The organism is Streptomyces sp. NRRL S-31, assembly GCF_000718775.1.
Classification (GTDB): Bacteria; Actinomycetota; Actinomycetes; order Streptomycetales; family Streptomycetaceae; genus Streptomyces.
Genome location: NZ_JOCB01000024.1, coordinates 1 through 24,477, shown reverse-complemented (window position 1 = coordinate 24,477; position 24,477 = coordinate 1). Strand labels below are relative to the sequence as shown.

Here is a 24,477-nt window from a genome sequence, read left to right as displayed (position 1 = left end):
AAAACCGAAGAAATCCGACGAAGAGCCAGCAGAATATTCGGCACACGAGGAGCGCGATGACCTTCCCGGACATGGTCCACGACGAGAAGGGCCGGCTGATACCCGAGTCCGAGCAGACCGCGGTGTGGCTGCTCGGCGGCCTGGCGCAGGTACGCGTGCCCGGCTCGGCGACCCGGGACACCTTCACGGTCGTCCAGCACACCGGAAACCGCGGGTACAACACTCCGCTGCACATCCACGACTACGAGGACGAGGTCTTCATCGTCCTGGACGGCACCCTGCGCATGATCTGCGACGGCGAGGAACACGTCGCCGAGGCCGGCAGCACGATGATCGTCCCCCGGACGATCCCGCACGGCTTCGTGACGACCTCCCCCAACGCCCGCTTCCTCACCATCCACTCCACCCCGCAGGCGGACCGCAAGCCGCAGTTCGACCTGTTCCTCGACGCGGAGATCCCGCACGCCAAGACCCTCACCCTGCCCACCGAGGACGTGGGCGGGCCGGACCTGGACCACATCATCGCGCTGGGCTCCACGTACGCCTACCGCTACGCGGGCCCGCCGCCCACCCCGTAGACGCCCACCGCTAGACGCCCCACCCGGGCTGCCCACGGCGGGTCGACAGACATATCCACCCCGACAGAAGAGACACCATGTCGTTGAAGCTCCTTTCCCTGATGCTGTGCGTGTTCGGCATCACCACCGGTGAATTCGTCATCGCCGGCATCCTGCCGGACGTCGCCGGTGACCTCGACGTGTCGATCCCCGCCGCCGGACTGCTGGTCACGGCGTACGCCATCGGAATGATCCTCGGCGGTCCCGTGCTGACCGCGCTGACCGCGCGCTACGCGCGCAAGCCGCTCATCGTCGGCCTGCTGGTCGTGGTCGTCGTCGGCAACCTCGCCTCGGCGCTGGCGCCCGCCTACTCCGTGCTGTTCGTCGCCCGCGTGGTGACGGCCCTGGTGACCGCCACGTTCTTCGCCAACGCCATCGTCATCGCCGCGTCCACCGCGCCCGAGGGCAAGCAGGCGTCCACCGTCTCCAAGCTCGTCTTCGGCATGAACCTGTCCATGATGCTTGGCGCGCCCATCGGCACCTTCATCGGCAACAACTTCGGCTGGCGGGCGACCTTCGGCACCATCACCGTGGTCTGCCTCATCGGCCTGCTGCTGGTGCTGCCGCTGGTCCCGTCGGTGGAGAGCGCCACGACGGGCGGCTCCGCGGTGGCGGAGCTGCGGGTGTTCCGCAACCGCAACGTGCAGCTGGCCATCCTCATCACCGCCGTCGCCAACATGGGCCTGCTGATGGTCTTCACCTACTTCGCCCCGCTGCTCACCGACGTCACCGGCTTCGCCGACGGCGCGGTCGCGGTGCTGCTGCTGGTCTACGGCGTGGGCGCGGCGGTCGGCAACTTCGCCGGCGGCTGGCTGTCCGACCGTGCGCTGATGCCGTCGCAGGTCGGCCTGCTCGGGCTGCTCACCGCGGGCCTGCTGGTGATGTGGGCGGTCAGCGGCAGCACCGTCGGCACCGCGGTCATGGTGTTCGTGATCGGCGCGCTCGGCTTCTCGGTGATCCCCGGCATGCAGACCCGGGTCCTGAACACCGCCAGCTCGGCACCGACCCTGGCGATCGCGGTGAACGCCTCCGCCTACCAGATCGCCGCCGCCCTGGCCGGCTGGATCGGCGGCCGCATCATCGACGGCCCCGGCCTCAGGTCGGTCTACTTCGCCGCCGCCGCCGTGACCGTCCTCGGCATCCTGCTCAGCTGCTACGCCTGGTACCGGGACCGCGTGACGGCCGGTGCCGGTGTGGAGGGGAAGACGACGGAGACCTCGCCGGCCTGACCCTCCGCCCGGCGGGGCGTCCGCTCCCGGCCGGGCAGGGCGGTCCCCGCCGTTCGCACCGCACCCGGCCCCGTGCCGCACGGGGCCGGGGCCCCGCCGGGAACACCCGGCCGACACCTCACGAGGGGGAACAATGAGCCGTGAGTCCGCCCTGGTCACCGGCGACTGGGCCGAGCGCCGACTCGGCACCGACGGGACGGTGTTCGTCGAGACCGCCAACGACGACCTGGAATACCGCAAGGGACACCCGCCGGGCGCCGTCTTCATCAACTGGAGCGAGTTCCAGGACGGCCTGCGGCTCGGCGTCATCGGCCGGGAGGCGTTCGAGGAACTGATGCGCGCCAAGGGCATCGGCGACGACGACACCGTCGTCCTGTACTCCTCCAACGCCAACCTGCTGGCCGCGCTGGCGTACTGGTACTTCACCCTCTACGGCCACCGGTCCGTGCGGCTCCTCGACGGCGGGCGCGCCAAGTGGGAGGCGGAGGGCCGGCCGCTGACCACCGAGCCGGCGCGCCGGCCGGCCACCCGGTACCGCGCCGACAACCCCGACCCGTCGGTCCGCGCCCTGCGGGACGACGTGCTCGCGGCCATCGGCGACCGCAACATCCTCGACGTGCGCTCGCCCGAGGAGTACGCGGGCCGCGTCTTCGCCCCCGGGTTCGCCGGTGAGGCGTTCGCCCCCGGCAACAACCCCCACGAGGTGGCGCAGCGCTCCGGCCATGTGCCCGGCGCGGTGAACCTGCCCTGGGACAGCGCCGTCAACGCCGACGGCACGTTCCGCTCCGCCGAGGAACTCGGGCGCGTCTACGCCGGACCGGCCCCGGACCGCGGCACCATCACCTACTGCTGGGTCGGCGCCCGCTCGGCACACACCTGGTTCGTCCTGCGGGAGCTGCTGGACTGGCCCGACGTGCGCAACTACGACGGGTCCTGGGCGGAGTACGGCTCGCTGGTCGGGGTGCCGGTCGAGCGGGGCGACGACACCGCCTGACGCGGCCAGGGGTGCCGGCCGGACCAGCCCGGGTCCGGCCCGACCGAACGACGCCCCCTGGACCCGGCCCATCCCAACCGATCCACCGAGAACCCGAAGGGGGCAGGGCCGGCCCGTCCGGGCCGGCTCATCACCTGATGAACGAACGTGACACGAACCGCTCCACCGACGGCACCCCGGCGCCCGGCCGGCTGCACGGCAAGGTCGCCCTGGTGACCGGCGCCAGCTCGGGCATCGGCGAAGCCGCCGCCCTGGCGCTGGCCGCCCAGGGCGCGAGCGTGGTGCTGGCGGCCCGGCGCGAGGAGGAACTCGACCGGGTGGCCGGGCGCATCACCGCCGCCGGGGGCGCCGCCCTCGCCGTACGCACCGACGTGACGGTGGACGACGACCTCGCCGCCGCCGTGCGCGCCGCCGAGGAGCACTTCGGCGGGCTGGACATCGCCTTCAACAACGCCGGTGCCCTCGGCTCCATGGGCCTGATCGAGGAGCAGAAACCCGAAGCCTGGGCCGAGGACATCACCCTGGTCCTCACCAGCGTGTTCCTGTCCATGCGGCACGAGCTGCCGGCCATGCGCCGCCGCGGCGGCGGATCGATCGTCAACAACGCCTCCCAGCTCGGCGTGGTCGGCTTCGGCGCCGGGATCAGCTCCTACGTGGCCGGCAAGCACGGGGTGGTCGGCCTGACCAAGGCCGCGGCGCTGGAGTACGCCCGCCACAACATCCGGGTCAACGCCCTGGCGCTGGCGACCGTGGACACACCCATGTACCGCGCCTCCGTGGGCGACAGCCGGGAGATGGCGGACATGTTCACCAGCCTGCACCCCCTCGGCCGCATCGGCAGCCCGCAGGAGGCAGCCTCGGCCGTGGCCTACCTGGCGGGGGACGAGGCGGCCTTCTTCACCGGCTCGGTGCTGGTCATGGACGGTGGATGGAGCGCGCAATGATCCCCGCGCCCGCGACCGAGCCGGAGCACGTCGGCGACGGCCTGCCCGCCGTCGTCGGTGCCGGGCTCCGGGTGCCGCTGGTGACGGGCGAGTGGGTGCCGTACGCCGGCCTCGACCACGCCGCGAGCACGCCCAGCCTGGTCGCGGTGCGGGACGCGGTGGACGCGCTGCTGCCCTGGTACAGCAGCGTGCACCGGGGCGCGGGGTTCGTCTCGGCTGTCGCCACCCGCGTCTACGAACGGGCCCGGCAGGAGGTGCGGCGGTTCAGCGCCGCCCCGCCGGACGCCACGGTGGTCTTCACCCGCAACACCACCGACGCGCTCAACCTGCTCGGCCGCGCCCTGCCCGAGGGGACGGCCGTCTTCCGGTTCTCCACCGAGCACCACGCCGCGCTGCTCGCCTGGCGCGGCCACCGGGTGCACCCGCTGGCGATGCCGGACAGCCCGGCGGAGGCCCCCGCCGTGCTCGCGAAGGCGCTCGCCGACGCGCCCGGCGGACCGAAGCTGGTGGTGGTCACCGGAGCCTCCAACGTGACCGGTGAACTGTGGCCGGTGGCCGAACTGGCCGAGGTGGCCGCCGCGCACGGCGCGCGCACCGTGCTCGACGCCGCCCAGCTTGCCGGGCACCGGCCGCTGGACCTCGCCGGCTGGGGCGTGGACTGGGCAGCGCTGTCCGGACACAAGATGTACGCGCCGTTCGGGGCGGGCGCCCTGGTGGGCGCCGCCGACTGGCTGGCCGCCGCCGACCCCTACCTGGCCGGCGGCGGGGCCACCGCCGCGGTGTCCGAAGAGGACGACCGGGCGGCCGTCACCTGGTCCGGGCTGCCGCACCGGCACGAGGGCGGCTCACCGAACCTGGTGGGCGCCCACGCCATGGCGGTGGCCGGCCGCTCGCTGGCCGGCACCGGCTGGCACACCGTGCTGCGCCACGAGGAGGAGCTGACCGCCCGGCTGCGCGACGGGCTGGCCGGCATCCCCGGGGTGCGGCTGCTCAGCCTCTGGCCGGGCGGACATCCCCGGCTCGGCGTGGTCTCGTTCAGCGTGAGCCGCTGCGGCGGCGAACCGGCGGACCAGCGGCTGGTGGCCACGGCGCTCTCCGCGGAGTACGGCATCGGGCTGCGGGACGGGGCCTTCTGCGCCCATCCGGCGGTGCGCGCCCTGCTGCGCGACGCCGACGGCCACCAGCCCGACCGGGCCCTGCGCGCCAGCGTCGGCATCGGCACCACCACCGAGCACGTGGACCGGCTGCTGACCGCCCTCGCCGACCTGGTCCGCAACGGGCCGCGCTGGGAGTACGCGCACCCGGACGAGGGATGGCGTCCCGTGCCGGACCCCCGCCCGGCCCCCGACCTCGTACGGTGAGCCGGGACCCCGGCGCACACCGGCGCCACCGGCCCCCCGCGGGCCGGCCCGGCGCCCGGGGTCCCCCACGGACCCGGCCCGGGACCCCCGGACCACCCCGGAGCCGGCCCCGTCGCCCACGGCGCGACCGCGGTCCGGCAGCAGCTTCGGAACACAGCGTGGAGGCACCACTGAACACCGCACCGCCGGACCCCGCCGAGCCCCTCGGCACCCCTGCTCCGGCACCACCGGACCCCGCCCACGGCGCGGCACGGCACCCCGCCCCGGCGGGGCCCGTCCGCCGGTTCGGCGTCATGCTCTACCCGGACGAGGCCTTCCCGGTCCTCGCCGAACGCCTGCGCCTGCTGGAGGAACTCGGCTTCGACCAGGTCTTCCTGCCCGACCACAGCGCCGACCTGCGGGACGCGCGCAGGCCCTGGTTCGACAGCTGGTCGGTGCTGGCCACGGCCGCCGTGGTGACGCGCCGGATCAGGATCGGCACGCTCGTGGCCAACCAGATCCTGCGCCCGCCCGCCCAGCTCGCCAAGCAGGCGATCGCCCTCGACCACCTGTCGGGCGGCCGCTTCGAACTGGGCATCGGCGCCGGGATCTTCCCCTGGGACCACTTCAGCGTGGGCCAGGAGCCCTGGCCCCCCAAGGAGCGGGCCGAGCGGTTCGCGGACTACGTGACCATCGTCGACGGCGTGCTGCGCGGCGGGGTCTTCAGCCACCAGGGCAAACGGCTGTGGGTGAAGGACGTGGTGACCGTGCCCGGTTCCGCGCAGAGCCCGCGGCTGCCGGTCACCGTCGGCGGCCAGTCGCCGACCCTCATCCGGGTCGCCGCCGAACTCGCCGACGCGTGGAACACCCACGGTCCGCCCGGCGCGAGCGCCGCCGAGGTGCTCGCCATCACCGCCGACCAGAACGTCCGGCTCGACCGGCTCGCCGAGGCGGCCGGCCGGGACCCGGCGGCCATCCGGCGCTCGTACACCGTCTTCGGGCCGTGGGACCCGAGGGCCGGACGGCACACCTACGAGGAGATCTTCGAGCGGTTCTCCGCCGCCGGTGTCTCCGAATTCGTCCTCGACTGGCCTGGGGAGGCGCATCTGGAGGAGTTCGAACGAGTCGCCCGTGAGGTGATCCCGCTGCTGCGGACCGGCTGACCGGACAGACCGGACAGACCGGACCACGCAGTACCAGGGCACCACCGTCACGAGCAACCACGACGCGATCCTGTGCCGGGTGTCCCGGCCGCGAAGCGCCGGCCGGGACACCGTTTGCCGCACGGGGGATCACAGCGATTCGGCAGTCCCAACCATGGGGTTCTCACCCAGGACACCCAGGATTCGCGTGAAGGTGTGACACATATGAGCGAAGACACGACCCGCGCCCCGGCCGGCCTCACGGTCACCCGGGCCGACCGGCAGTACGCCGATCTGGTGAGCGGGCTCAACCAGCGTTACGTGGCCCGGCCCGAGTCCATACGGCTCGTGCGGTCCACCGCGGAGGTGGTGGCGGCCGTCCAGCAGGCCGTCGACGAGGGCAAGCGGATCAGCGTCCGTTCCAGCGGACACTGCTACGAGGACTTCGTGTACCACCCCGACGTCCAGATGATCGTGGACATGTCGGGCATGTGCGAGGTGTACCACGACGAGCGGCGAGGCGCCGTCGCCGTCGAGTCCGGTGCCACCAACCTGCGCACCTACCAGACCCTCTACCCGGAGTGGGGCGTCGTCGTCCCCAGCGGGTTCTGCTACTCGGTCGCCATGGGCGGGCACGTCAGCGGCGGTGCCTGGGGCCCGCTGTGCCGCCTGCACGGCCTGGTCGTCGACCACCTCCAGGCGGTGGAGGTGGTCGTGGTCGACGCCCGGGGCAAGGCCCGCGCGGTGGTCGCCACCCGGGACGAGGACGACCCCCACCACGACCTGTGGTGGGCCCACACCGGCGGCGGGGGCGGCAACTTCGGCATCGTCACCCGCTACTGGTTCCGCTCCCCGGGCGCCAAGGGCCGCGACCCCCGCGGGCTGCTGCCCAAGCCGCCCGCGGAACTGCTGGTCAGCGCGGTCGGCTGGGCATGGAACGAGCTGAGCAGGCAGGAGTTCTTCCAACTGGCGCGCAATTACGCCGACTGGCACGTCGCCCACCGCGGGCCCGACGACCCCAACCGGGCGCTCATCAGCCAGCTCGTGCTCAACCACCGCTCCGCCGGGCAGGTCGGCCTGCTCGCCCTGGTCGACGCCACGGCGCCGGACGCGGAGCAGATCCTCGGCGACTACCTCAAGCACATCGGCCATGGCATCAGCGTCGAACAGGGCGCGCTGACCCGGCACATGGGCGACCTGCCCGCGCTGCCCCAGTTCGCGGCGCCCCGGCGGCTGCCCTGGCTCCAGGCGGTGCGGATGCTCGGCACCACCAACGGCGTCCTCAACGACCCGACGCTGCGCGCCGAGTACAAGTCCTCCTTCATGCGGGCGACCTTCCCCGACAGCCACCTGGCGGCGCTCCACAAGCACCTCACCCGCGACGACATCGACAACCCGAACATCAGCGTGCAACTGACGTCGTACGGCGGCCGGATCAACGCGGTGGACCCCGCGGCGACCGCCGCGCCCCACCGGGACGCCGCCTTCAAGATGCTCTGGCAGGTGTTCTGGAACGACCCCGCCGACGACGACCGGTACATCGCCTGGGCCCGTGAGTGCTACGGCGAGGTGTACGCGGACACCGGCGGCGTGCCGGTGCCGAACGAGGTGACCGACGGCTGCTACGTCAACTACCCCGACATCGACCTGGGCGACCCACGGTTCAACACCTCGTCCACCCCGTGGCACGACCTGTACTACAAGGGCAACTACCCGCGCCTGCAACGGGTCAAGGCGAAGTGGGACCCGCGCGACGTCTTCCGGCACAGCCAGTCCGTCCAGCCGCCGACCGTCTGACGGGCGGCCCCCGCGGGGGCCGCCCGAGCCGGTGCCGCGCGGCGCCCCGCCCCGGTGGGGTGCCGCACGGCACCGGCCGCCCGCCACCCGAACACCGGCCACCCGAACACCGGCCACCCGTAGCGCCGTCCGTCCGCCTCTCCGTCCGTCCGCCCCGCCGTCCCGGCGACCCGCTGTCCGGCGATCCGCGAAGGAGCCCTCGATGACGTCCCTGGTCGCGATCTCCGGCAGTCCTTCGGCACGCTCGCGCACCGCCCTGCTCACGGCACACGTGGTGGGCCGGCTGGCCGCGGCGGGTCTCCCCACCGCGCACCTCCGCGTCCGCGACCTGCCGGCCGCGCCGCTGCTCGCCGCGCGGACCGACGAACCCGCGCTGCGCCGGGCACTGGACGCGGTCGCAGCCGCCGACGGGGTCGTGGTCGCCAGCCCCGTCTACCAGGCCGCCTACAGCGGTCTGCTCAAAGCCTTCCTCGACCTGCTGCCCCGGACGGGCCTCGCGGGCAAGACGGTGCTGCCGCTGATGACCGGCGGCACCCTCGCCCACGCCCTCGCCCTCGACTACGCGCTGCGGCCCGTGCTGACGGCCCTGGGCGCCCGCCAGGTGCTGCGCGGCGCCTTCGTCCTGGACCAGGGCGTCACCCACGGCGACGACGGCCGGCCGCGCCTGTCCCCGGAGGCGGAACCCCGGCTCTCCCGCGCCGTCGAGGAGTTCACCACCGCCCTCCTTCCGGACGGACGGCTCGTCGTGGGCTGAGCGCGGTGAGGAGCCGCCCCCCGGGCCGTACGACGTTCCGGCACGCTCCCGGAACGGCAGCGCGGTCTGCCGGTGGTGCTGCGTCTTCTTCCCTATGGGCCGAGCCCGGCCGACGGCAGTCTGCTGCCAAACACGGCTGGGAGGCTCACAGTGACGACAGGCCCGGCCCCTGACGGGGCACCGAACGACGTGGACACCCGCACGGCGTCCTTCGCGCAGCGCCGGCTGTGGTTCCTGGACCAGTTGGCCGGCTCCTCCGCCGGATCGATGCTCCCGCTGGTGCTGCGACTGCGCGGACGCCTCGACGCGGCCCGGCTGGAGCGGTCGCTGTCCGGCATCGTGGCCCGGCACGAGGTGCTGCGCACCCGGTTCACCGCCGTCGACGGCGAGCCGGTGCCGGTCGTGGACCCGCCGGCCGCGGTGGCGCCGGAACACACCGACGCGTCCGGCCCGGCCGACCTCTACGACCGCTTCCTGGGCCGCCCCGTCGACCTGACCGTCCAGTGGCCGCTGCGGGCGACGCTGGCCCGGGTGGCGCCCGACGAACACCTGCTGCTCGTCGAGGTGCACCACATCGCGGTGGACGGCTGGTCGTGGGGCGTCCTGCTGGACGAACTCGCCGCGGGCTACCGCGGTGAGACGGTCGCCCCGCCCGCCGTGCGCTACGCCGACCTCGCCCGCGCCCAGACCGCACGCCTCTCGGCCGAGCGCCTGGAGCGGCTGCTCGCCCACTGGCGGAACCGGCTCGGCGGGCTCACCCCGCTGGACCTGCCCACCGACCGGCCGCGCCCCCGCGTCTGGGACGGCTCCGGTGACGTCGTCCGGTTCGACCTGCCCGCCGACCTGGTCGCCGCCGTCGACACCCTGGCCCGGTCCCGCCGCGCCACCCGCTACATGCTGCTGCTCACCGCCTACCAGGCGCTCCTCGGCCACTGGGCGGGCCGCACCGACGTCGCCGTGTGCAGCACGCTCGCCGACCGCGCCCAGCGCGGCGCCGACACGGTGATCGGCCCCCTGGTCAACACCGTCGTACTGCGCACGGACCTGTCCGGCGGACCTGGCTTCGCCACCCTGCTGGACCGGGTGCGCGGCCTGGTCCCGGCCGACCTCGCCCACGCCGAAGCCCCCTTCGACCTCGTCGTCGGCGCGCTCGGCGGCCCCCGCGACCTGTCCCGGCACCCGCTCGCCCAGGCGTCGTTCACCCTGCTCAACACCCCCATCCGGCCCATCCGGATGCCCGGCCTGGACGTGACCCTCGTCGAGCCGCCGCTCACCGAGACCCCGCTGGACCTCTTCCTCGACCTGACCCTGCGCACCGACGGCGGCATCGCCGCCGTCCTCCAGTACGCCACCGCGCTGTTCGACGCCGGCACGATGCGCGCGTTCGCCCGGGCCTACCCGGCCCTGCTGCGCGCCGTCCTGGCCGACCCCGACACCCCCGTGTCCGAGCTGCTCCGCGCGCTGCCGGCCGGCCCCGGGGCGGCGGCCCGCCCCCGCCCGGAGTGGCACCGCGCGGCCGACCGGCCGACCGGACCGCCGCCGCCGGTCGCCTTCCGCGGCCGGCCCGACGCGACCGCCCTGCGCTGCGGCGCCGACAGCGCCACCTACGCGGAACTCGACGCGATGACCGGCTCACTCGCCGCGGCGCTCAGGGCGGCCGGAGTCACCGAGGGCAGCCCGGTGGGCGTCCTGCTACGCCGCGGGCTGTGGTCGGTCGCCGCCATCGAGGGGGTCTGGCGGGCGGGCGGGGCGTACGTCCCGCTCGACCCCGAACTCCCCGCCGAACGGCTGCGGTTCATGGCGCAGGAGGCCCGGCTCGACTGTGTCGTCACCGACCTGGCGACCACCGCCACCGCGGCCGGCCTCGCCCCCGCCACGGTCGACGTCACCGAGGTCGTCCCGGACCCGGACGGCCCCCGCCACCGGCCCCACCCCCGCGAACTCGCCCATGTCATCTTCACCTCGGGGTCCACCGGCCGGCCCAAGGCGGTCGGCGTGGAGCACGCGGCGCTCGCCTCCCACGTGGCCGCCGCCCGCCGGCGTCTCGGCGTCACCGCCGACGACCGGGTCCTGGCCTTCGCGTCCTTCTCCTTCGACGCCTCCCTGGACCAGGTGCTGCCCGCCCTCTGCGCGGGCGCCACCGTCGTCATGCGCCCCGACGAGCCCTGGCTGCCCACCCAGGTCCCCGAGATCGTCCGGCGGCACGCGCTGACCGTCGTCAACGTGCCGCCCACCTACTGGTCGGAGCTGACGCTCTCCCTGGACCGCCGGCAGGCCGCGGACCTCGCCTCCCTGCGGCTGCTGGTCCTCGGCGGCGAGGCCGTCCCGGCCGACACCCTCGCCGCCTGGCGCGCGGCCGTCCCCTGGGTGCGCGTGTGCAACGCCTACGGACCGACCGAGACCACCGTCACGGCCACCACCTACGACGCCGACGAGCCGCCCGCGGGCAGCGTGCCCATCGGCAGACCGCTGGGCGACCGGCGGGTGTACGTCGTCGACGCCGACGGCGCACCGGTGCCCGTGGGCGTCTGCGGCGAACTCCTCATCGGCGGCACCGAAGTGGCCCGCGGCTATCTGAACCGGCCCGCGCTGACCGCCGAACGCTTCGTGCCCGATCCCTACGGACCGGCCGGCTCCCGCCTGTACCGCACCGGCGACCTCGTGCGCTGGCAGCCCGGCGGCGACCTGGAGTTCGTGGGCCGCCGCGACGACCAGGTCAAGATCCGCGGCTTCCGGATCGAACTCGGCGAGGTCGAGACCGTGCTGCGCGCCTGCCCGCTCGTCGGCGGCGCGGCGGCCCGCCCCGACCGCGCCACCGGACGCGGGCTCATCGGCTACGTCGTACCGGCGCCGGACGCGCCCCGGGTACCGGACCGCGCGGAACTGCGCGCCTGGTGCGCCCGCCACCTGCCGCACTACGCCATCCCCTCCGACTACGTCGTCCTGGACGCGCTGCCGGTCGGGGTCTCCGGCAAACTCGACCGCGCCGCCCTGCCCGACCCGGTCCACGCCCGCGCCGCCGACGACCCCGGCTTCACCGCGCCGCGCGACGAGACCGAACGAGTCGTCGCCGAGGTCTGGGCCGACGTCCTCGGACTGGACGGGATCGGCATCGACGACAGCTTCTTCGACCTCGGCGGCCACTCGCTGCTCGCCACCATGGCGGTCTCCCGGATCGCCCAGCGACTGGGCCGCGACATCGAACTGCGCACCGTGTTCGAGCACCCCACCGTCCGCGGCTTCGCCCCCCGGGTGAGCGCCGCCCGCGCCTCGGGGACCACCGAGGTGGTCCCGGTCGACCGCGACCGGCCGCTGCCGCTGTCCTTCGCCCAGGAACGCCTGTGGTTCCTGGACCGCACCTCCGACCGCGGCGACTCCTACCTGCTGTGGTACAGCTGGCGGGTACGCGGTGGCCTGGACCGGGTGGCGTGGCAGCAGGCCCTGGACGACCTGGTGGCACGGCACGAGGTGCTGCGCACCGCGCTGACCGAGTCCGACGGCCGCCCGGTGCAGCAGGTGTGCGACCCGGTGGCCGTCCCGTTGCACTGGGAGCCGGCCCCCGGGGCCGGGGACGAGCGGTCCCGGCTGGAGGCGGTCCGCCGGGCCGCCGTGTCCCTCGCCACGCGCCGCTTCGACCTCGCCCGGCCGCCCCTGCTGCGGGCCGGGGTGTGGGAACTGGCCGACGACGACCACGTCGTCCTGCTCGCCCTGCACCACGCCGTCACCGACGGCTGGTCCAAGGGCGTCCTGCTGGACGAACTCGCCCGGCACTACGCGGCCCGCCGGAGCGGGCGGAGCGCGTCGCTGCCGCCGCTGCCCGTCCAGTACGCCGACTTCGCCGTCTGGCAGCGCGACCGCGCCGACAGCGGCGCCCTGGAACCCCAACTGGCCTACTGGGAACGCACGCTGGACGGCGCCCCGGTGCTGGAGCTGCCCACGGACCGGCCCCGCCCGGCCGCCTTCACGGGCCGGGGCGGCGCCGTCGAGGTCGACCTGCCCGCCCATCTGGTGGAGCGCGTGGACTCCTGGGCCCGCGAACGCGGCGCCAGCCGCTTCATGGTGCTGCTGGCCGTCGCCCAGGCGGTGCTCGCCCGCTGGACGGGACAGCACGACGTCTGCGTGGGCACCCCCGTCGCCGGCCGCGGCCGGCTCGAACTGGAGCCGCTCGTCGGCTTCTTCGTGAACACGGTGGTGCTGCGCACGGACCTGTCCGGACGCCCGACGTTCGCCGGCCTCGTGGACCGGGTGCGGGAGGTCGTCCTGGGCGCCTTCGACCACCAGGAGGTGCCCTTCGAACGGGTCGTGGAGCGACTGCGCCCGGAACGCGACCTGTCCCGCAACCCCCTCTTCCAGGTCATGGTCGACGTCCAGGACGCCTCCACGGGCGGCTCCGGCCTGCCTGGACTGGACACCGCCGACTTCCACCTGCCCTGGGGCTCGGCCAAGTTCGACCTGACCGCGACCTTCGTGGTCCGCCCGGACCGGTTCTCGGTCAACGTCGAGTACGCCGCCGACCTGTTCGACCCGGCCACCGCCACCCGGTTCGCCGAGCACCTCGGCCGGTTGCTGGACACCCTCCTCGCCGACCCCGCGACCCGCGTCGACGAGGCACCCCTGCTCACCGCCGCCGAACGCGCCCGGCTGATCGCCACGGCCGGGACGGACACCGCCCCCGCGCCCGCGTTCCGGGTGGCGGGCGCGCCGGAGGCGACCGCCGTCGTCTGCGAGGAGACCACCCTCGACTACGCCGGACTGGACGCCCTGACCGGCGGGCTCGCCGCCGCGCTGGCCGGCGCCGGGGTGGCCGCGGGCGACGCCGTGGGCGTGTGCGTGGGCCGGGGCGTGTGGTCGGTGGCCGCGATGCTCGCCGTCTGGCGGGCGGGCGGCGTGTACGTGCCGCTCGATCCCCGGCTGCCCGCCGAACGGCTGCGGTACATGCTGCGGGAGGCCGGAGTGCGCCACGCGGTGACCGACGCGGGCACCCGGGACACCCTGACGGCGCTCGGCGCCGCCCCGGTCGACGTCCGCGACGTGCGGCCGGACCCCGACGGCCCCCGCCACAGCCCCGACCCCGGCTCCCTCGCCTACACCATCTTCACCTCGGGCTCCACCGGCCTGCCCAAGGCCGTCGGCGTCGAACACCACGCGCTCGACGCCCATGTGGCCGCCGCCCGCGAGAAGTTCGCGCTCACCGCGCGCGACCGGGTGCTCACCTTCGCCTCCACCTCGTTCGACGCCTCCCTGGAGCAGATCCTGCCGGCGCTGGGCACCGGCGCGGCCGTGATCGTCCGCCCGGACGAGATATGGACCCCCGAGCAACTCGCCGCCCGCGTCGCGGCGGAGCGGGTGACCGTCATGGAACTCACCCCCTCCTACTGGGTGGAACTGGTGGCCCGCCTGGACGCGCTGGCGCCGCTCCTGGCCTCCCTGCGGCTGCTGGTCACCGGCGGGGAGGCACTGCCCGCCGACCCCCTGGAGCGCTGGTTCGCCCACCTGCCCGCGGTTCCCGTGCTCAACACCTACGGGCCCACCGAGGCGGTGATCTCCGCGACCGCGCACACCGTCGACACCCTCCCGCCCGGCCGGGTGCCCATCGGCCGCGCGCTCGGCGGCCGCCGCGCCTACGTCGTCGACGCCCTCGGGGAACCGGTGCCGGACGGCCTGCCCGGCGAACTCCTGGTGGGCGGCACCGAGCTGGCCCGGGGCTACCTGGGACGGCCCGGACCGACCGCCGACCGCTTCGTGCCCGACTCCTTCGGCCGGCCCGGCGGACGCCTCTACCGCACCGGTGACGTCGTCCGCCGACTGCCCACGGGACAGCTGGAGTTCCTCGGCCGCAACGACGACCAGGTGAAGATCCGCGGGTTCCGCGTCGAACCCGGCGAGGCCGAGGCGGTGCTGCGCCGGCACCCCGGAGTCAGCGACGCCGCCGTCCTCGTCCGCACCCCGCACGGCGAAGCCGCCCTGGTGGCGTACGTCGCGGGCAGCGGACTGTCACCGGAGGCGCTGGCCGGCCACTGCCGGGCCCACCTGCCGCACTACGCCGTCCCGTCGGCGTTCGTCCTGCTCGACACCCTGCCGCTGACCGTGCAGGGCAAGCTGGACACCGCGGCCCTGCCCGAGCCCGTCACCCGCGCGCCGCACACCTCCGTCGCGCCCCGCACCCCCGCCGAGACGGTCGTCGCACAGGTCTGGTGCGAGGTGCTCGACCTGCCCCGGGTCGGCGTCCACGACGACTTCTTCGCCCTGGGCGGCCACTCCCTGCGCGCGGTGGCCGTCGCCTCCCGGCTGCGCACCGCCTTCGACTGCCCGCTGGAGGTCCGCGACCTCTTCGAGCACCCCACCGTGGAGCGGCTCGCCGCCGAGGTGGAGCGCAGGCTGCTGGAGCTGATCTCCCAGATGAGCGACGACGAGATCGACCTGTCGCTCACCGCCGACCTCTGAGGGCGGCACCGCCGCTGCCCCCGCCCCTCGCCCACCGCTTCGAGATCGGAGTGCCCCATGACCACATCCGACGTCCGACCCGCCACCCCGGCCCCGGGCGGCCCCCTGTCCCCGGCCGCCCGACGGCTGCTGGAGCGGCGGCTGCGCGGCCACGGCGCCGCACGCGACGACGGACCCGTCCGCATCCGCCCCCGCCCCGACCGGATCCCGCTGTCCGCCGCCCAGCAGCGCCTGTACTTCCTCGACCGGCTCGACCCCGGCGCCCCCACCTACCTGCTGCCGGCCGCCTGGCGGATCACCGGCCGGCTGGACGTACCGGCCCTGCGCGCCGCCGTCGCGGACCTCGTCGCCCGGCACGAACAGCTGCGGGTCGTCTTCCCCGAGCACGAGGGCGTCCCGTACCAGCGCGTCCTGCCCGCCGGCGGGTCCGAGCCGGACGTGGTGGAGCTGACCGCGCCACCCGGTGACGACCGCGAGCGGCAGCTGGCCGCCGCCGTCCACGCCGCCGCCGTCCGCCCCTTCGACCTCGCCCGCGAACCCGCCTTCCGGGCCACCCTGGTCCGCGCCGCCGACGACGACCACGTCCTGGTCCTCGGCATGCACCACATCGTCTCCGACGGCTGGTCCCTCGGACTGATCGTCCGCGACCTCACCGAGCTGTACCGGGCCCGCACCCGGGGACACACCGCGCGGCTGCCCGAACCTCCCCTGGACTACACCGATTACGCGATCTGGCAGCGTGAGCGCGACCAGTCCGCGGCGCTCGACCACTGGCGCACCCGGCTGGCCGGCCTCACCCCGCTGGAGCTGCCCACCGACCACCCGCGCTCCGACACCCCCGCGGGTCCCGGCGCCACCCACACCCTCACCCTGCCGCCCGGCCTCACCGGCGCGCTCGCCGACCTCGGCCGGCGGTCCGGCACGACGCCGTACATGACGGTGCTGGCCGCCTTCCAGGCCGCCCTCGCCTTCCACAGCGGACAGCGCGACATCGCCGTCGCCACCGTCGTCGCCAACCGCGAGCGGGCCGAGACCGAGCAACTCGTCGGGTTCTTCGTCAACACCCTCGTGCTCCGCGGCGACCTCACCGACGACCCCACCCCGGCCACGCTGCTCGCCCGCACCCGGGACCGGGTCCTGGAGGCGTTCTCGTACCAGTCGCTGCCGTTCGAGCAGGTCGTCGACGCGCTCAGCCCGCAGCGCGACCTCGCCCGCAACCCGCTCGCCCAGGTCCTCTACACCCACACCGACACCACCCCCGCCGCTCTCGACCTCGGCGAGGCGAGCGGGACGCCGTACCGGATCGACCTCACCACCGCCAAGTTCGACCTCACCCTCGACCTGCGCGACGGCGACGGACGCACGGACCTCGTCTTCGTCTACCGGCCCGACCTCTTCGCCGAGTCCTCCGTCGCCGCCCTGGCCCGGCACACCCTCGCCCTGCTGGAGGCGTTCCACACCACCCCCGACCGCCCGCTCAGCGCCATCGACCCGCTCACCCCGGCCGAACGCGCCCACCTCCTCGGCCCCGACGGCCCCGCGAACACCGGCCGCCCCACCGGGCCCGCCCCGCGCACTGCCCCGGACCGGGTCGCCGAACACATCCGCCGCACCCCGCACGCCGCCGCCGTGAGCGGATCGGGACGCACCCTGACGTACGCCGCGCTCGACGCGGCAGCCGGCGCCCTCGCACGCCGGCTGCGCGCCGCCGGGGTCACCCCCGGCTCCCTCGTCGGCGTCTGCCTCGACCGCACCCCCGACCTGGCCGTCGCCCTGCTCGCCGTGTGGCGGGCCGGCGCCGCCTACCTGCCGCTCGACCCCTCCCACCCCGCGGCCCGCCGGGCGTTCACCGTCACCGACTCCGGCATCGACTGGATCGTCACCGACACCGCCACCCGCGCCGCCGTGGCGGACCTGCCCGCCCGCCTCGTCGTCCTCGACGAGCCGGGCGAGGCACCGGCCGAGACCGACGACGTCCTCCCGGCCCCCGACGACCTCGCCTACGTCATCTACACCTCCGGCTCCACCGGCCGCCCCAAGGGCGTCGAGATCACCCACGCCAACCTGGCCTGGCTGCTCGACGCCGCCGACCGGCACTTCGGCTTCGGGCCCGCCGACGTGTGGACGCTGACGCACTCGCCCGCCTTCGACTTCTCCGTGTGGGAACTGTGGGCGCCGCTCGCCACCGGCGGTCGCGTCGTCGTCCTCACCGGCGACGAGGTGCGCGACCCGGGCGCCGTGCACCGGGTGCTGCGCGAGGAGCGCGTCACCGTCCTCAACCAGACCCCGGCCGCCTTCAAGGGCCTGCGCGCCCACCTGAAGGACACCGGCGCCTCCTTCGCGGACCTCCCGCTGCGCACGGTCGTCTTCGGCGGCGACGCCTTCGACGTCCGCGATTACCGCGACTGGTTCACCACCCCCGGACACCGGCCCGCCCTGGTGAACATGTACGGCATCACCGAGACCACCGTGCACGTCACCCTCCACACCATCACCGAGGCCGACATCGGCTCGACGGTCCGCTCACCCATCGGCCGGCCGCTCGCCGGACAGCACGGGTACGTCCTCGACCCCGGGGGCCGGCTCGTGCCGCACGGCAGCGTCGGCGAGCTGTACGTCTCCGGCGGCGGCGTGGCCCGCGGCTACCGCAACCGCCCCGAGCTGACCGCCGAACGCTTTCTCGACGACCCCTTCGGCGCGCCCGGCACCCGCATGTACCGCACCGGCGACCTGGTCCGGGTGCTGCCGGACGGCCGGCTCGGCTACGTCGGCCGCGCCGACCACCAGGTCAAGATCCGCGGCTACCGCATCGAACCCGGGGAGATCGAGACCGCCCTGCGCGCCCTGCCCGGGGTCGCCGACATCGCCGTGGTGGCCCGCCGCGACGGCGGCACCGCCCGCCTGGCCGCCCACGTCGTCACCACCGAGGGCCGCCCCCTCGACCCGCCCGCCCTGCGCGCCGGCCTCCGGCTGACCCTGCCCGAGTACATGGTCCCGGCCCTGTTCGTCCGCCACGAGCGGCTGCCGCTCACCGCCAACGGCAAGGTGGACCGGGCCGCGCTGACCGCCGTCGTGCCCGCCGCGACCGGGGAGGGCACCTACACGCCGCCCGAGGGCCCGGTGGAGCAGGCCCTGGCCGGCGTGTGGAGCCAGGTGCTCGGCGTCGAACACGTCAGCCGCACCGGCAACTTCTTCGACCTGGGCGGTGACTCCATCCTCGCCCTGCGCCTGGTCGGCCTCGGCCGCCTGGCCGGACTCGGCTTCACCGTCGCCGACGTCTTCCGCGCCCGCACCCTCGCCGACCTGGCCGGCCTCGTCACCGACCCGGCCGACGCCCCCGACCCGGTCGCCCCCTTCTCCCAGCTCGACCCCGCCGACGCCGGGCGCCTGCCCGACGGACTCGCCGACGCCTACCCGCTCACCATGCTCCAGGCGGGCATGCTGCACGAGATGCTCGCCGACCCCCGCCGCGGCGCGTACCACAACGTCACCGACCTGAAGATCAGCGTCCCGGAGGGCTTCGACCTCGGCGCCTTCCAGGCCGCCGTGGACGCGGTCGTCGCCGGGCACCCCATGCTGCGCACCTCCGTCGACCTCGTCACCTACCGCGAACCCCTCCAGCTCGTCCACCGCACCGCCCATCTGCCCGTCGGCTACACCGACCTGCGCGGACTGCCCCGCGACGCACAGCGCGCACGGCTGCGCCGGTTCGTCGACGAGGAGTTCGAGCGCCGCTTCGACCTCGCCACCGCCCCCCTGGTCCGCATCCACCTGCACCACGTCACCGACCACGACCTGCGGCTCGTCCTCACCGACTGCCACGTCGTACTGGACGGCTGGAGCCTGACCTCCCTCGTCGCCGACCTGCTCGCCCTGCACCGCGAGGCCGTCGCCCACCGCACCGCCCCGCGACCGCCCCGGGCCCCCGCCTTCGCCGAGTACGTCGCCCTGGAACGCGCGGCCCTGGACAACGAGGAGTCCCTCGCCTACTGGCGCGAACGGCTCGCTGACCTGCGCCCCGTGACCTTCCGCCGGCGGCCCGCGGGCGACACCGCCGGCCAGCCGCCCGTGCACGAGGTCCGCCGCTCCTACGGCCACCTCGCCGAACGCATCGGCACCCTGGCCAGAGAGGCCGGCGTGCCCCGGCGCACCGTGCTGATCACCGCCTTCCACCACACCATGAGCCTGTTCGCCGGCCGCGACGACAGCGCGTCGGGCCACAGCATCGGCCTCGTCACCAACGGGCGGCCCGAGGTGCCCGGCGCCGACCGGATGCGCGGACTGTTCCTGAACACCGTGCCGTTCGGCGTGTCCCGCCCGCGCGGCAGCTGGCTCGCCTACCTGCGCGAGGTGTTCGCCGCCGAGCAGGAGATGCTCCCGCACCGCAGGGTGCCGCTGGTGCGGATCGCGCGACTGCGGCCCACCGAACCGAGCCTGACCGACGCGGTCTTCAACTACGTCAACTTCCACCGGCTCTCCCACGAGTCCTGGGACGACTCCCTGGAGATCGCCCGGACCATGTTCCCGCTGATGGTGAACGCGAGCGTCAACGCCTTCACCCTGGACGCCGACCCCGCGTACCTCGCACCCGCCACCGCCGAACAACTGGCCGACGTGTTCCGCGCCCAGCTGGAGGCCATGGTCGCCGACGCGCACGCCCCGGTCACCCCTCCCGCGCTCACCGGCGAGGCCCGCACCACCGCCCTGGAGGTCTGGGCGCGCGGACCGCGCATCCCCTCCTCGCCCCTGCTGTTCCACGAGCACCTGGCCGTCCACGCCCGCCGGACCCCGGACGCGGTCGCCGTCGAGCACGGCGGACAGCGGCTGACCTACGCCGAACTGCACGAGCGGGCGGAACAGCTGGCACGCCGGCTGCGGCGGCTCGGCGTCGGCCCGGAGACCGTGGTCGGCATCTGCGCCGAACGCGGCCCCGACCTGGTGCGCGCCGTCCTCGGGGTGCTCCGCTCGGGCGGCGCCTTCCTGCCCCTGGACCCGCAGCACCCCACCGAACGACTCGCGTTCATGGCCGGGGACAGCGGGATGCGGGTGCTGCTCACCCAGCGGGCGCTGGACGGGACCGTGCCCTTCGACGGCCCGGTGATCCACCTGGACGCCCCCGCCGAACCCCTGGACCCGGTCCCCGGCCGCGAACCCGACGCCGACACCATCGCCTACGTCATCTACACCTCCGGCTCCACCGGCACCCCCAAGGGCGTCGCCGTACCGCACCGCGGCCTGTCCAACATGATCGAGGGCCAGCGCGACCTGGTACGCCCCACCCCCGGCGACCGGGTGCTGCAATTCGCCTCCCTCGGCTTCGACGTCTCGATCATGGAACTGACCTGGTCGCTCGCCAACGGCGGCCTGCTGGTCACCGCGCCCAAGGAGGAGCTGCGCCCCGGCCCCGACCTCGCCCGCACCCTGCGCGAGGCCCACGTCAACTGCGCCATGCTGCCGCCCAGCGCCCTCGCCGTGCTCGGCGCCGACGACTTCCCCGCACTGCGGATACTCCAGGTCGCCGGCGAGGCATGCCCGGCCGAACTGGCCGACGCCTGGTCCGGCGGCCGGCTCTTCCACAACGTCTACGGCCTCACCGAGACCTCCGTGTGGTCCCTCTCCGCCGAACTCCGCCCCGGCCAGGGCACCCCGCCCATCGGCACCCCGATGCGCAACACCAGCGTCCACGTCCTTGACGACGGCCTCCAGCCCGTCCCGGCCGGCGTGCCCGGCGAGATCTACCTCGGCGGAGACGCCGTCGGCCGCGGCTACCTCGGCCGGCCCGCGCTCACCGCCGCCACCTACGTACCCGACCCCTACGGCCCGCCCGGCTCACGGCTGTGCCGCACCGGCGACCTCGGCACCCACCGGCCCGACGGCTCGGTGGAGTGGCTCGGCCGCCGCGACTCCCAGGTGAAGCTGCGCGGTTTCCGCATCGAACCCGGCGAGATCGAGCACGGCTTGCGGCAACTGCCGGAAGTCCGCCAGGCCGTGGTGCTGCACCGCACCGACCTGCCCGGCGAACCTGCCCTCGTCGCCTACCTCGTGCCGCACGGCCCCGACCGGCCCGACCCCACGGAGCTGCGCCGCGCCCTGCGGTCCTCGCTGCCCGCCTACATGGTGCCCGCCTGGTTCGTCGTCCTGGACGAGATGCCGGTCAACCGCAGCGGAAAGATCGACAAGCGGGCCCTGCCGCTGCCGCCGGCCGAACTCGACCGGAGCGACACCGAGTACGTCGCCCCGGCCACCCCGGCGGAGAAGATCCTCGCCGAGATCTGGCGCGAGGTCCTCGGACTGTCCCGCATCGGCGTCCACGACGACTTCTTCCGCATCGGCGGCAGTTCGCTGTCCACCGTCCGGGTCGCCCTGATGGCCGCCGGACGCGGCCTCACCCTCTCGGTCGGCGACCTCATCGAGCACCCGACCGTCGCCCAGCTCGCCGCGCACGCCGACCGGACCGCGGGGAAGGAGCTGCCCGCCGCCGTCACCTCCGAGGTACGGCTGCGCGACGGCGCGGGCCGGCCCCTGTGGTGCGTGCACCCCTCCGGCGGCAGCGCCGCCTGGTTCGTACCGCTCGCCCGTGCCCTGCCGCCCGGCAGGCCCGTGCACGCCTTCCAGGCACGCGGACTGCTCGGCGGGGTCGACCCGAGCACGGTGGCCGGCATCGCCGCCAACTACGTCGCCGAGATCACCGACCGGGAGGCCACGGGCCCGCACGCCCTGCTCGGCTGGTCCATGGGCGCCAACATCGCCCTGGAGATGGCCACCCAGCTGCTCCAGGCCGGGCACGGCACCGCTCCGCTGGTCCTGATCGAGCCCTACCTGCCCAACAGCGCCGCCCGCACCCGGCTGGACGGCGTCACCCGCGACCTGCGCACGGCCCTGCGCCTGCGCGACCGGCTGCGCGGGATGCCGGCGTCCGCGCAGCGCGACCGGACCACCGCCGAACTCACCGCCACCCTGCTCGGCGCCGGCATGAGTCCCGCCGAGGCGGCCCTGGTCGAGAACGCGCCGATCGAGGTGTGGCACTCGCTGCTGGCCGCGCTCGCCGCCTACGAGGTCCGCCCGTACCCCGGCCACCTCCACCTCGTGGTCGGCAGCGAGGCCGCCGGAGCGCCGCGCGGCCGTGTGATGCCCGGACTCGACGTCGACTTCGACACCTATGTCGAACGCTGGCGCGAGACGGCCGGCGGCGGACTCACCCTGCACATCAGCGACGGCGACCACATGTCGATGATGGCCGAGCCGCGGGTGGCCGGCATCGCCGGACTGCTCGCCGACATCGAGACGGAGACCACCCGATGACCACCGCGGCCCCCGCCCCCGCCCTCGCCTTCACCGAGCGGTACCTGCTCTCCCCGGAGATGGTCGCCGACCCCTACCCGTACCTGGACGCGCTGCGCGAGCACGCGCCGGTGCACTGGAGCCCGATGCACCACGCCTGGCTCGTCACCGGCTACGAGCAGGTGATGCACTGCCTGCGCGACCCCGCCGTCTCCGCCGACCGGGTACGGCCCCTCATGGACGCCGTACCGCAGGGCGCCCGCGCGGACGCCGAACGGGCCTTCGCCATCCTGTCCCGCTGGATGGTCTTCAACGACCCGCCCCAGCACCGCAGGCTCCGCCAGGTCTTCCAGGAGGCGTTCGCCGCCCGGGCGGTGGCCCGCTACCGCGCCTTCACCGAGAAGGCCACCCGCGCCGTCCTGGCCCGCAAGGCGGCCCCCGGCCGCACCGGCGACCTCATGGCCGACGTGGCCAAGCCGCTGCCCGCGCTGGTCTTCGCCCGCTGGCTCGGCATCCCCCGCACCGACGCCGCCGCCTTCTGGTACTGGAACGCCCGCGTCGCCGACCTCGTCCTCGGCACCGCCCAGGAGGAGAGCGAGTACCGGGCCTCCCTCCAGGCGCTGGTGAGCCTGGAGGACTACCTCGCCGGCCTGGTCGCCCGGCGCCGCGCCGAACCCGCCGACGACCTGATCAGCCAGGTGCTGGCGGAGGGCCGGGTGGGGGAGTCGGTCACCGGGGAGGAGTTCGTCGGCCTGCTCACCCAGATGGCCTTCGCCGGCGGCGAGACCACCAGCAATCTGATCGCGAACACCGTCCTGGCCCTGCACACCCGGCCCGGGCAGTACGCCGCCGTCCGCGAGGACCCCTCGCGCGCGCGGGGCGCGGTGGAGGAGACGCTGCGCCTGGACGGCCCGTCGAAGATGTCGATCCGCACCGCCGCCCGCGATCTCGTCCTGGACGGCCGCACCCTGCGCGCCGGTGACCGGATCTTCCTGGTCACCGCCGCCGCCAACCGGGACCCGGCCCGCTTCGCCGACCCCGGCCGGTTCGACGTCCACCGCACCGGCGCCACCCACCTCGGCTTCGGCTTCGGCGCCCACTTCTGCATCGGCGCCGCACTGGCCCGGCTGGTGGCCGTGACCGTCGTGGAGACCCTGGCCCGCGACCACCCGGACCTCGTCCTGGCCGACCCCGCCCGGCTCACCTGGCAGCCCTCGCTCCTCAACCGCAGCCTCACCGCCGTGCCCGTGCGCTACTGACCCCCGCGGACCCGCCCGTACGACGAAAGGCACACCATGGCCACCACCCTCGCCGGAGCCGGTCCGCGGCTGTGGGCACCCGCCCGGCACCGGCCCTTCCGGCTCCTGTGGCTGGGGCAGTCGCTGTCCCTGCTCGGCGACGGCTTCAGCGTCGTCGCCTTCTCCTGGATCACCCTCGGCCTCACCGGGTCGACCCTCACCCTCGGCTACGTCCTCGCCTGCCAGGCCGTACCGCGCGCCCTGCTCACCCTGGTCGGCGGCACCCTCGGCGACTCGCTGTCCACCCGCACCCTGATGATCGCCTCCAGCTGGACCCGGGCCGGGCTGATGACCGGGGTCGGCGCGGCCGGGCTCGGCGGGCACCTGACGGTGTGGATGCTGTGCGCGGCGGCCGCCGCGTTCGGCGCCGTCGACGCCTTCTTCCAGCCGGCCCGCGTCTCCATCCTGCCCTCCGTGGTGGACAAGACCCTGCTGCCCGAGGCCAACGCGCTGCTGGGCGCCGGCGCGCGGACCGCGGCCGTCGTCGGACCGGCCGTCGGCGGCCTGGTCATCGCCCTCACCCGGGCACCCGTGGCCTTCCTGGTCGACGCCGTCTGCTTCGCCCTGTGCGGCTGGTGCGTGGCGGGCATCCGCGCCCGGCCCCGGCCGGCCGGGGCCGCGGGGGCCGGCCCGGCGG

12 protein-coding genes are annotated in these 24,477 nt (G+C 74.8%); all 12 read left to right on the top strand.

Annotated features, from left to right (window positions below; all coding sequences use genetic code 11):
* The first annotated feature begins 56 nt into the window (after positions 1-56).
* Positions 57-578, top strand: coding sequence for a cupin domain-containing protein (locus tag IF37_RS0112200; protein ID WP_052845126.1), 522 nt, complete (start codon positions 57-59; stop codon positions 576-578).
* Positions 579-655: 77 nt separating this feature from the next.
* Entirely contained in the window at positions 656-1,846 is a 1,191-nt protein-coding gene (locus IF37_RS0112195) for an MFS transporter (RefSeq protein ID WP_052845125.1), read from the top strand.
* A gap of 133 nt (positions 1,847-1,979) precedes the next feature.
* The gene (locus IF37_RS0112190) at positions 1,980-2,840 is read left to right on the top strand and encodes a sulfurtransferase (RefSeq protein ID WP_030740540.1); all 861 of its coding nucleotides are present in this window, start codon (positions 1,980-1,982) and stop codon (positions 2,838-2,840) included.
* A 137-nt stretch (positions 2,841-2,977) separates the two neighbouring features.
* Entirely contained in the window at positions 2,978-3,784 is an 807-nt protein-coding gene (locus tag IF37_RS0112185; RefSeq protein ID WP_079165695.1) for an SDR family NAD(P)-dependent oxidoreductase, read from the top strand.
* Positions 3,781-5,145, top strand: a complete 1,365-nt coding sequence (locus IF37_RS0112180) for an aminotransferase class V-fold PLP-dependent enzyme (RefSeq protein ID WP_216725837.1) — start codon at positions 3,781-3,783, stop codon at positions 5,143-5,145. The genes IF37_RS0112185 and IF37_RS0112180 overlap by 4 nt, the downstream gene beginning before the upstream one ends.
* Before the next feature lie 158 nt (positions 5,146-5,303).
* Complete coding sequence (locus IF37_RS40810) at positions 5,304-6,287, top strand: LLM class flavin-dependent oxidoreductase (protein ID WP_052845124.1); 984 nt, start codon at positions 5,304-5,306, stop codon at positions 6,285-6,287.
* A gap of 204 nt (positions 6,288-6,491) precedes the next feature.
* Positions 6,492-8,063, top strand: a complete 1,572-nt coding sequence (locus tag IF37_RS0112170) for an FAD-binding oxidoreductase (protein WP_037856338.1) — start codon at positions 6,492-6,494, stop codon at positions 8,061-8,063.
* 202 nt (positions 8,064-8,265) lie between these two features.
* Positions 8,266-8,817: an NADPH-dependent FMN reductase gene (ssuE, locus tag IF37_RS0112165; protein ID WP_030740527.1), complete on the top strand. Its 552-nt coding sequence runs from the start codon at positions 8,266-8,268 to the stop codon at positions 8,815-8,817.
* A gap of 189 nt (positions 8,818-9,006) precedes the next feature.
* A complete protein-coding gene (locus IF37_RS0112160; protein ID WP_030740524.1) occupies positions 9,007-15,261 on the top strand; it encodes a non-ribosomal peptide synthetase in 6,255 nt (2,084 codons plus the stop codon).
* A gap of 57 nt (positions 15,262-15,318) precedes the next feature.
* Positions 15,319-22,563, top strand: coding sequence for a non-ribosomal peptide synthetase (locus IF37_RS0112155; protein WP_052845122.1), 7,245 nt, complete (start codon positions 15,319-15,321; stop codon positions 22,561-22,563).
* Positions 22,560-23,801, top strand: coding sequence for a cytochrome P450 (locus IF37_RS0112150; protein WP_030740517.1), 1,242 nt, complete (start codon positions 22,560-22,562; stop codon positions 23,799-23,801). The genes IF37_RS0112155 and IF37_RS0112150 overlap by 4 nt, the downstream gene beginning before the upstream one ends.
* A 36-nt stretch (positions 23,802-23,837) precedes the next feature.
* Positions 23,838-24,477, top strand: a 640-nt coding sequence (locus IF37_RS0112145; protein WP_030740515.1) for an MFS transporter, incomplete at its 3' end; no start/stop codon positions are given.